Origin of the sequence: Nocardioides sp. J9 (assembly GCF_007829375.1) — a bacterium.
GTDB lineage: Bacteria > Actinomycetota > Actinomycetes > Propionibacteriales > Nocardioidaceae > Nocardioides.
In genome coordinates, this window is record NZ_VLJQ01000006.1 from 1 (window position 1) to 10426 (window position 10426).

Here is a 10426-nt window from a genome sequence, read left to right on the forward strand (position 1 = left end):
CGGGGCGGTGCCGGTCGCCGAGCTCCTCCCCGAGCTCGGCCCGGACACCGGGCTCACCCTCCAGGGCGTCGAGGACGGTGGCCTGCTCACCGTCACGGCCGGGGTCGACGAGCCGCCGCCACGGGTCTACGACGACGTCGTCGAGGCGATGGCCGACGTCGTCGAGGAGGACCTCGAGCCGTGGCGCCCGGCCACGGGTCGTCGTACGGCACTGGTGGCGGCGAGCCTCTTCCTCGCCCTCGGCGCTGCGGCCCTGCTGGTGCAGCGTGGGTCCGACCTCGCTGCGGGCGCGACCGTCGCGGTCGCCGTCGGGCTGTGTGCGGGTGCCGTGGTGCTGTCCCGCGTCCAGCGCGAGGCGGAGGCGGCGGTCGGCGTCGCCTGGCTCGGCGCCGGGTACGCCGCCGCGGCGGGTGTGATGCTCGCGCCGCAGGACGCCGCGCTGCTCGGCCGGCCACTCGCCTGGGCGGGCGCGGGTGCCCTCCTCGCCGGGCTGGCCTGCGTGCTGGGCCTCGGCGCCGGACGGACCCTCGTCTTCCCGCCCGTGGTCGTCGGCGCGCTGGGCCTGGTCCTCGGGCTCTACCTCGACGCCGGCGACGGGGCCGTCGGCGCGGCCGAGGTGATGACGGTGGTGCTCTGCCTCGTCGTGCTCGCCGGCAGCGTGTTCCCGTGGCTGGCCCTGGGCGCCACCTCGACCCGCGTCCCCGAGCCCCACCCGGTCACCGGGGCCGTCGAGCCGGACGCGACCACCCCGACCGCACCGACTGCACCGCCGGGCACCGACGTCGCCGAGATCGCGGACCTCGTCGCCGGCACCGACCGTGCCGACCGTGCTGCCGGCGTCGACGTGGCGCGCCAGCAGGTCGCCGCGGACGCGCGGGTCGCGCACGAGATCCTGCTCGCCATCACCGGCACCGTCGGCCTCCTGGTCGTGGTCGCCGCTCCGCTGGCCGTCAGCCTGGGCGTTGCCGGCACCCTGCTGGCCGTCGACGCGTGCCTGGTCGTCATGTTGCGCACCCGGCAGTACCGCACCGGCAGCGAGGTGCTCGCCGGCCTGGTGTCGGGTGTCGCCGGGCTCGCGGCCACGGCGCTCGCGGTGCTCGTCCTGCACGACGACTGGCGCCCGACGCTGAGCGCGCTGCTCGCCGTCGTCGGCGCGGTCCTGCTCGTCGCCACGCTCGTGCCGGCTGCCCCGTCCGTGCGGCGCGGGCGGCTCGGCGACGTCCTCGAGTCGACGGCACTCATCGCGCTGCTGCCCCTGCTCGTCGTCGCGGTCGGGCTGTTCGAGTCCGTGCGCGGGGCGCTCGGCTGATGGCGTCGAGGAAGGACCTCGTCGAGGCCCACGCGTTCAACCGGCGCCGCCTGGTCACGGCGTTCGTCTCCGGCGCACCCGGTGGGCGCGAGGTCGAGCCTGCCCGACCGAGCCGGACCGTCGTCGGCGGCATCGCCCTGTCGGTGCTCCTGCTCGCCGGCGCTGCGGTCGCCGGTGCCCTCACCCAGCGTCCCACCGTCGACTGGGACCGCCCCGGCCTGCTCACCGACGACCGCGGCGCGCTCTACGTCATCCTCGACGAGGCCCGGGCGCAGGGGCACGAGCAGCTGCGCCCGGTCGCCAACGCGACGTCGGCCCGACTCGTCCTCGGCGCCGACGTGACGACCACGAAGGTCCCCGACGACGTCCTGGCCGACCGGAGGAAGGGACCCTCGATCGGGATCCTGGACGCGCCCCCCACGGTCCCCGCCGCCGACCACCTGCTCAACACCGGGTGGGTCGCGTGCACCGCCGACGGCAAGGGGGTGCAGGCCGAGGTGCGACCGACCCGGTCGGTACAGGTGACGCCCGACCTCGGGTTCGTCGTGCGCGGCGTCCCGAGCGGCCAGCGCTACCTCGTCGCCCAGGCGTCGGTCCCGGGGCACCCCGTGCGCGCCTACGCCTACCGCGCCCCCGACCGGGACGGGCTGTACGCCGACCTCCGCCTCGACGCCAGCAACGAGGTCCGCGTCCCCGACGCCTGGCTCGACCTGTTCCCTGCCGGCGGCGCGCTCACGGCGAGCGGGCTCGGGCTGCAGGGCTGGGGCGAGCCGGTCGACCTGCCCGGCTACTCCAGGGCCCGGGTCGGCGACTTCCACGAGCGCAGCGGCCAGCACTACGCCGTGAGCCGCGACGGGTTCGTGCTGCTGAGCGACTTCGCCCTCGCCGTCCTGCGCAACACCCCGGTCGGCGGCGGCCTGCCGCGTGCGGTCCGCGCCGTGGGCGGCGAGCGCGACTTCCGCACCGCCGCCCGCACCTACGACGCCCGCTGGCCCGAGGACCTGCTCCGCGACGGCGCCGCCCAGCGCACCGACACCCTCTGCGGCGTCCTCGAGACGGCGGAGGACGAGGAGCCGGCCGTCCTCTTGGCGACCTTCCCCCCGGGCTCGGCGATGATCGATGACGTCGGCCCCGCCCAGGCCGCCGTCGTGGTCGAACCGGGGTACGGCGCCGTGGTGCGCTCCGCCGGCTGGGACACCTCCCGCAGCGACAGCGTCCACCTCGTCGACGACACCGGCCGCAGCTACCCGGTCGCGGGGCGCACCGAGCTGGAGAACCTCGGCTACGGCCGGGTGCCCCCGGTCGTCGTACCGTCCGCATGGCTCGGGCTCCTCACCCCCGGCCCCGAGCTGTCGCAGTCCGCCGCGCTCTGCCCGCCGCGAGCCTCGTCGCCGGGCTCGTCGCCGGGCTCGTCGCCGGGCTCGTCGGCGAGCGGTGCGGCATGCCCCTGAGGCGGGCGCCGGCGGAAATGCGAGACGGCGCCGACCCGCTGGTCGACGCCGTCCGATGGCGGAGGTAGGGGGATTCGAACCCCCGAGGGCTGTTAACCCAACCCGCTTTCCAAGCGAGCGCCATAGGCCACTAGGCGATACCTCCGCGGAGGAGGTTACCGGTCGGCGACCGGGTCGAGGAAATCGCCTCGTACCCCGCTCGACTCCCGCGTGGGTGCCGCTCGGGTCCGCCCGGCCCGGAGTTCGGTGCGCCCGGTGGGGTCGTCTACAGTGGGGGACAACCCCCCGTGCGGCGGTATCTCACCCAACTCCCCCAGGGCCGGAAGGCAGCAAGGGTAAGTGAGCTCTATCGGGTGTGCGGGGGGCCTTTGCGTCCCGGGGCCGGTGCCCTGTCGGGGTGTCGGGGCCGCTGGTTAGTGTTCAGGGGTGGACTCCCCGCTTGCGCTCTACCGCCGCTACCGGCCCGAGACCTTCGCCGAGGTGATCGGTCAGGAGCACGTGACCGAGCCGCTGCGCGCCGCGCTGGCCGGCAACCGGGTCAACCACGCCTACCTCTTCTCCGGGCCGCGTGGTTGTGGCAAGACCACCAGCGCGCGGATCCTCGCCCGCGCGCTGAACTGCGAGCAGGCCCCCATCGCCGACCCGTGCGGCGAGTGCGAGAGCTGCCGCGACCTGTCCCGCAACGGCCCCGGGTCGATCGACGTCATCGAGATCGACGCGGCCTCGCACGGCGGTGTCGACGACGCGCGCGACCTGCGCGAGAAGGCGTTCTTCGCCCCGGTGAAGAGCCGCTACAAGGTCTACATCATCGACGAGGCCCACATGGTCACCACGCAGGGCTTCAACGCCCTGCTCAAGCTCGTCGAGGAGCCGCCGCCGCACCTGCGATTCATCTTCGCCACGACCGAGCCGGAGAAGGTCATCCCGACCATCCGCTCGCGCACCCACCACTACCCGTTCCGGCTGATCCCGCCGCGGCTGCTGACGAGCTACCTCACCGAGCTCTGCGAGCGCGAGGGCGTCTCCATCGAGCCGGCCGCGCTCCCGCTCGTGGTGCGCGCCGGCGCCGGGTCCGCCCGCGACACCCTCTCGGTGCTCGACCAGCTGCTCGGCGGTGCCGGACCGGCCGGCGTCACCTACGACCTGGCCAGCGGCCTGCTCGGCTACACCCCCGACACGCTGCTGGACGACGTGGTCTCCGCGTTCGCGAGCGGCGACGGCTCGGCGGTGTTCGGTGTGGTCGACAAGGTGATCGAGACCGGCCAGGACCCGCGCCGGTTCACCGAGGACCTGCTGCGCCGGCTGCGCGACCTCGTGATCCTCTCCGCCGTCCCCGACGCCGCCGCGTCCGGCCTGCTCGACGTGTCCGGCGACCAGGCCGACCGCCTCGTCGCGCAGGCCAACGCCTTCGGCCGCGCCGAGCTCACCCGCGCCGCCGACCTCGTCGCCACCGGCCTCACCGACATGCGCGGCGCGACCGCGCCGCGGCTGCTGCTCGAGCTGATCTGCGCCCGGATCCTGCTCCCGGCCGCCGACCACAGCACCGAGGGCGTCATGGCCCGCCTCGACCGCCTCGAGCGCCGCATCTCCATCAGCGGCACGACGTCCGCCGAGGCCGCCCCGGCGGTGGCCCCCGTCGTCCCGGCCCAGGACCGCCCGGCGCCGTCGCGCGCCGAGCGCGCCGCGCCGGAGCGGGTCGACGAGCGCCCGGCCGCCGCGGCCCCCACGATCCAGCCGCAGGTCGTCCAGCCGCCAGCCCCGCAGCAGCCTGCCGCGGCCCCCACCCAGCAGCCGGCTCAGCAGCCGGTCGAGCAGCCGGTCGAGCAGCCGGTCGAGCAGCCGGTCCAGCCCACGCCGCCGCCGGCGCAGCGCCCGGAGCCCGCAGCGTCCCAGCCGCCGGCGCCCGCGCCGGCCGCCGGCGGGGGCAGTGGGGGCAATGGGGGCAGCGGGCTGACCCTGGTCGACATCCGCCGGCTGTGGCCCTCGGTGATCGACCGGGTGAAGGGCGTCAAGCGGGTCACCTGGATCCACCTGACCCAGAACTCCCAGGTCGTCGCGTTCGACAACAACGTGATCTCGCTCGGGTTCCAGGCCGACGGCCCCCGCCGTTCCTTCGAGTCGGGCGGGCACGCCGACATCGTCCAGCAGGCGGTGATCGACGAGATCGGCGCCACGGTGCGCATCGACGCGATCATCGACCCGGCCGCCCAGCCCGGCGGCACCCCGCCGCCCGCCCCGGCGGCTCCTCCCGCGCAGGCCGCCCCGGCCCAGCCGGCGGCCGGCTCCCCGCGGATGGCCGACATCCAGGCCCGCGAGGACGAGTNCGGCGCCACGGTGCGCATCGACGCGATCATCGACCCGCCGGAACCGGCCGGTGACGCCCCGCCGTGGGCGGTGCCCGGCGACGCGGCACCCGCGGCCCCGGCCGAGCCGACCCCGCGCCGGCCCCGGATGGCCGACATCCAGGCCCGCGAGGACGAGTACGCCGCGGCCCCGCCGGAGGACCCCGACGCGCACGTCGACCTCGACGACGCCGAGGTCGATGCCGAGTCGAGCGCGGAGCTGCTCGCCCGCGAGCTCGGCGCCCAGGTGATCGAGGAGATCCCGCGCGGCGGCTGAGTCGCCCCGCCCACCCCGACCCGCACCACTGCCCACCACACCCCCGAGGGAAGAGACGACCGATGAGCCAGAACCCGTTCGACGCGCTGGGCGGAGGCGGTGGCCTCGACCTGAACGCCCTGCTCCAGCAGGCCCAGCAGATGCAGGAGCAGCTGGTCGAGGCGCAGCAGCGCCTGGCCGACGCGACCGTGGAGGGCACCGTCGCCGGCGGTGCGGTGAGCGTGACGCTCACCGGCTCCGGCGAGCTGACCGCCGTCACGATCAAGCCCGAGGCGGTCGAGGGCACCGACGCCGACGCGCTCGCGGACCTCGGTGACCTCGTCGTGGCGGCCTTCCGCGACGCGCGGGCGAAGGCCGACCAGCTCGCCCAGGACTCCCTCGGCCCGCTCGGCGAGATGGGTGGCATGGGCGGCCTCCCCGGCCTCGGCGGCTCCGGGCAGGCTCCGGGCCAGCCCGGCCAGCTCGGGTTCTGATCGGGCACCAGCCGTGTACGAAGGTGTCGTCCAGGACCTGATCGACGAGCTCGGCCGCCTGCCGGGCGTGGGTCCGAAGAGCGCGCAGCGGATCGCGTTCCACCTGCTGCAGGCCGACCCGGCCGACGTACGCCGCCTCGCAGACGTGCTGGTCGAGGTCAAGGACAAGGTCAAGTTCTGCACCGTGTGCTTCAACGTGGCCGAGGACGACCAGTGCCGCATCTGCCGCGACCCGCGCCGCGACCCGTCGGTGCTGTGCGTGGTGGAGGAGTACAAGGACGTCGTCGCCATCGAGCGCACCCGGGAGTTCCGCGGCCGCTACCACGTGCTGGGCGGGGCGATCTCGCCGATCGACGGGATCGGGCCGGAGCAGCTGCACATCCGTGAGCTGCTCACCCGCCTCGGTGACGGCACGGTCACCGAGGTGATCCTGGCGACCGACCCGAACCTCGAGGGGGAGGCCACGGCCACCTACCTCACCCGGATGCTCGGCCCCCTGGGGTTGCGCGTCACGCGTTTGGCCAGTGGACTGCCGGTGGGAGGGGACCTCGAGTACGCCGACGAGGTCACCCTCGGACGGGCATTCGTCGGAAGGCAGGCAGCGACATGAGCGGACACGGCAACGGCACCGCCGACACCAGCGGCGAGCAGCTTCCAGGGCTCGCGGCCCTCGAGGCGCTGATCGCGGTCGAGACCGAGACGGTGCGCTTCGCCGACGACATCGCGTCGTCGGTGCGTTCCTTCCTCGACGGCCTGCGGGTCGTCGCGGCCGAGGCGACCGGCGGTCAGGCGGTGTCGCTGCTGCTGCTGCAGATCGGCCAGATCGCGCTGACCGGCGCCCGGCTGGGCGTGCACCGCGACTTCTCGCCCCGCGAGGAGTTCCAGCCGGACGACGGCCCGGACCCCGACCTCGACGAGCTGCGGCTCCAGCTCGCCGAGCTGCTCGGCGACCTCGACACCTACAGCTACGTCTTCGACCCCTACCAGCCCGAGGTGGTCGAGGGCCTGCTCTCCGACGACCTCACCAGCGTCGCCGCCGACCTCGCGGTCGGGGTGCGCCACTACGAGGCCGGTGACGTCGAGGAGGCCCTGTGGTGGTGGCAGTTCTCCTACGTCTCGTCGTGGGGCACCCTGGCCGGTGCGTCGATGAAGGCGCTGCTCTCGGTGGTCGCCCACGACCGGCTCGACGTCGACCTCGCCAGCACCGGGGAGATCGAGCTGGTCGAGGCGGCGTCCGCCGCGCTGGACAGCCCCGAAAACGCCTAGCGCCGCTCGGTAGAATCGCCCCGGAGCCAGGCTCCGAGGCCCGGCGGCCAGGCGGTCGCAGGGTGCGTCCCTTCCCCCGAACCGCCAGGAGTGAGCCCCCGTGGGCATTGTCGTGCAGAAGTACGGCGSCTCGTCGGTCGCCGATGCCGCCGGCATCAAGCGCGTCGCGCAGCGCATCGTGAACACCAAGAAGGCCGGCCACCAGGTCGTCGTCGTGGTCTCGGCGATGGGGGACACGACGGACGAGCTGATCGACCTCGCCAACGAGGTGTCGCCGCTGCCGCCCGCGCGCGAGCTCGACATGCTGCTCACCGCCGGTGAGCGCATCTCGATGGCCGTGCTGGCCATGGCGATCCAGAACCTCGGCCACGAGGCCCGCTCGTTCACCGGCTCGCAGGCCGGCGTGATCACCGACGCCGCGCACGGCAAGGCCAAGATCATCGACGTCACGCCGGGCCGCATCGAGGCAGCGATCAACGAGGGCGCGATCGCCATCGTCGCCGGCTTCCAGGGCGTCTCGCAGACGACCAAGGACATCACCACGCTGGGCCGCGGCGGATCGGACACGACCGCCGTCGCGCTCGCGGTGGCGCTCGAGGCCGACGTGTGCGAGATCTACTCCGACGTCGACGGGATCTTCACCGCCGACCCGCGCATCGAGCCCCGCGCCCGCAAGGTGCCGCGGATCTCCTACGAGGAGACCCTCGAGATGGCCGCGCAGGGGGCCAAGATCCTGCACCTGCGGTGCGTCGAGTACGCCCGCCGCTACGGCATGCCCATCCACGTCCGCTCCTCCTTCTCCGAGAAGGAGGGCACCTGGGTCGTCAAGGCCGAGGACGTCCACCAGGAGGATCAGAACATGGAAGCCGCGATCATCACCGGCGTCGCCCACGACCGCAGCCAGGCCAAGATCACCGTCGTCGGTGTCCCGGACAAGCCGGGCGAGGCGGCCGCGATCTTCCGCGCCGTGGCCGACGCGCAGATCAACATCGACATGATCGTGCAGAACGTCTCGGCGGCCGCGACCAGCCTGACCGACATCTCGTTCACGCTGCCGGCCGGCGAGGGCCAGACGGCGATGACCGCGCTCTCGCGGCTGCAGGAGGCCGTCGGCTTCGACAGCCTGCTCTACGACGACAGCGTCGGCAAGGTGTCGATCGTCGGCGCCGGCATGAGCTCCTCCCCGGGCATCTCGGCGCGCTTCTTCGAGGCGCTCTCCGAGGCCGGGGTGAACATCGAGATGATCTCCACCTCGGAGATCCGGGTCTCGGTCGTCGTGGCCGAGGCGCAGGTCGAGGCGGCGGTCAACGCCGCGCACGCTGCGTTCGAGCTGGGCTCGGACGAGATCGAGGCCGTCGTGTACGGCGGAACGGGTCGCTGATCACCATGGGCATCAACATCGGAATCGTCGGCGCGACCGGGCAGGTCGGCGTCGCGATGCGCCAGATCCTGGAGGAGCGGAGCTTCCCCGCCGACCAGGTCCGCTTCTTCGCCTCCGCGCGCTCCGCGGGCAAGGTGCTGCCGTTCCAGGGCAAGGACGTCGTCGTCGAGGACGTCGCGACCGCCGACCCGACCGGGCTCGACGTCGCGCTCTTCTCCGCCGGCGCGACCACCTCCCGCGCCCAGGCCCAGCGCTTCGTCGACGCCGGCGTGATCGTCGTCGACAACTCCTCGGCCTTCCGCAAGGACCCCGAGATCCCGCTGGTCGTCTCCGAGGTCAACCCGGACGCGATGAAGGGTGTGCTCGAGGCCGGGCGCGGCATCATCGCCAACCCCAACTGCACCACGATGGCTGCCATGCCGATCCTCAAGGTGCTGCACGACGCCGCCGGGCTCCAGCGGCTCGTGGTCTCGACCTACCAGGCCGTCTCCGGCTCGGGCGTCGCCGGCGTGGAGGCCCTCGCCTCCGGCGTCGCGGCCATCGAGGACCCCCGGCCGCTGGCCTACGACGGCGAGGCCGTGCCCTTCGGCGACCCCGCGCCCTACGTCGAGACCATCGCCTACAACGTGCTGCCGCTGGCCGGCTCGATCGTCGACGACGGCCTCAACGAGACCGACGAGGAGCAGAAGCTCCGCAACGAGTCCCGCAAGATCCTCGGCATCCCCGAGCTGAAGGTCTCCGGCATCTGCGTGCGCGTGCCGGTCTTCAGCGGCCACTCGCTGGCCGTCAACGCCGAGTTCGCGGCCGCGATCACCCCGGACAAGGCGCGCGAGCTGCTCGCCGACGCCCCGGGCGTGCAGCTGGAGGAGGTCCCGACGCCGCGCAAGGCGGCCGGCAAGGACCCGTCGTACGTCGGCCGGATCCGCAAGGACGAGGGCGTCGACGGCGAACGCGGCCTGGCGTTCTTCATCAGCAACGACAACCTCCGCAAGGGTGCCGCGCTGAACACCGTGCAGATCGCGGAGCTCATCGCCGCCGCGCGCTGACGACAGATTCGCCGGTCGACCGGCGAAACTCACGCCTGACCGACAAAGCTTCGTCGGTCAGGCGTGAGTTTTGTCGGTCAGGTCTGCCCGCTCAGGCGTCGGCGGGCTCGACGAAGGTCTTGGTGACCCACACCGAGGCGAGGAAGCCGCCCACGCTGAGCAGCGGCACCACGACCAGCATCGACCAGTGGTCCAGGACGTCGATCAGGAACAGCAGCGCGACCACGGCGACCAGGCCGACGGCCAGGAAGCTGCTGCTGCCGGGGTCGGGGATCTGGAAGGTCCGCAGCAGGGCGCTGCCGAGCAGCACGCAGACCGCGAAGGTCGCGACCAGCAGCAGGAAGCCCGGACCGCCCCCGCACGACGACGTGCCGCGCACCGCCTCGCAGCCGCGCAGCGACAGGAAGGTCAGCACGACCATCGCCGCGCCCACGACGAGGCCGACCACGGCAGCCGCGCGGTACGTCGTCAGCAGCGGTTCCTGGCTCGCCAGGGCTGCGATCTCGGCGTCCTCGAGGTCGGCGTCGATGCCGGGCCCGGTCGCCGGCTCGGTGGCCGCCGGCCTCTTGAGGGCCGGCTTCTTGAGGGCCGGCTTCCTGGGAGCCGGCTTCCCGGCCGCAGGTTCCTCGGCGGCGGGCTTCTCCTTCGCCGCAGGCTTCTGCACGGCGGCGGCCGGCGCGGCCTCGACCGGCTCGAGGACCGTGGTCGGCTCCGGCTCCGGCTCCGGCTCGACGGGCTCCGGCTCGACGACCGGCTCCGGCTCCGGATCCGGGGTGGGCTCGACGACCGGCTCGGGCTCGACGACCGGGTCGACGACCGCTTCGGGGACGGGCTCGGCCGCCGTCTCCTCGACCGCCGCGGGCGTGGGCTCCGGGGCGCGC

9 protein-coding genes, 1 tRNA gene and 1 other RNA gene are annotated in these 10426 nt (G+C 73.8%); 9 read left to right on the forward strand and 2 right to left on the reverse strand.

All coding sequences use genetic code 11. The annotated features are described in order from the left end of the window. Together L615_RS23000 and eccB are read left to right on the forward strand one after the other, a co-directional pair. A partial coding sequence (locus L615_RS23000; protein WP_186449669.1) for a type VII secretion integral membrane protein EccD occupies positions 1-1309 on the forward strand: 1309 nt, incomplete at its 5' end. Continuing rightward, positions 1309-2760: a type VII secretion protein EccB gene (eccB, locus tag L615_RS01470; RefSeq protein ID WP_145723869.1), complete on the forward strand. Its 1452-nt coding sequence runs from the start codon at positions 1309-1311 to the stop codon at positions 2758-2760. The genes L615_RS23000 and eccB, both read left to right, overlap by 1 nt. Positions 2761-2816: 56 nt before the next feature. Here the strand turns inward: eccB and L615_RS01475 are convergent. Continuing rightward, a tRNA-Ser gene (locus L615_RS01475) sits at positions 2817-2905 on the reverse strand. Between the two features lie 134 nt (positions 2906-3039). On the opposite strand from L615_RS01475, the gene ffs reads away from it, so the two are divergent. From ffs to L615_RS01510, 7 genes are all read left to right on the forward strand, one after another. Further along, positions 3040-3130, forward strand: an RNA gene (gene ffs, locus L615_RS01480) — signal recognition particle sRNA small type. Positions 3131-3186: 56 nt separating this feature from the next. Continuing rightward, on the forward strand, positions 3187-5379 hold the full coding sequence (locus tag L615_RS01485; RefSeq protein ID WP_145723870.1) for a DNA polymerase III subunit gamma and tau: 2193 nt from the start codon (positions 3187-3189) through the stop codon (positions 5377-5379). A gap of 62 nt (positions 5380-5441) precedes the next feature. Then, positions 5442-5852, forward strand: coding sequence for a YbaB/EbfC family nucleoid-associated protein (locus L615_RS01490; RefSeq protein ID WP_051485907.1), 411 nt, complete (start codon positions 5442-5444; stop codon positions 5850-5852). A 13-nt stretch (positions 5853-5865) separates the two neighbouring features. Further along, the gene (gene recR, locus L615_RS01495) at positions 5866-6462 is read left to right on the forward strand and encodes a recombination mediator RecR (protein WP_028656210.1); all 597 of its coding nucleotides are present in this window, start codon (positions 5866-5868) and stop codon (positions 6460-6462) included. Then, a complete protein-coding gene (locus L615_RS01500) occupies positions 6459-7118 on the forward strand; it encodes a DUF5063 domain-containing protein (protein WP_084255283.1) in 660 nt (219 codons plus the stop codon). Before recR ends, L615_RS01500 begins: the two co-directional genes overlap by 4 nt. 100 nt (positions 7119-7218) lie before the next feature. After that, positions 7219-8499: an aspartate kinase gene (locus tag L615_RS01505; protein WP_145723871.1), complete on the forward strand. Its 1281-nt coding sequence runs from the start codon at positions 7219-7221 to the stop codon at positions 8497-8499. Positions 8500-8504: 5 nt separating this feature from the next. Next, positions 8505-9545, forward strand: a complete 1041-nt coding sequence (locus L615_RS01510; RefSeq protein ID WP_145723872.1) for an aspartate-semialdehyde dehydrogenase — start codon at positions 8505-8507, stop codon at positions 9543-9545. A gap of 91 nt (positions 9546-9636) precedes the next feature. On the opposite strand, the gene L615_RS23005 is transcribed toward L615_RS01510, so the two are convergent. Further along, positions 9637-10426 (reverse strand): hypothetical protein (locus L615_RS23005; RefSeq protein ID WP_222430406.1); only part of this gene is annotated, 790 nt, incomplete at its 5' end.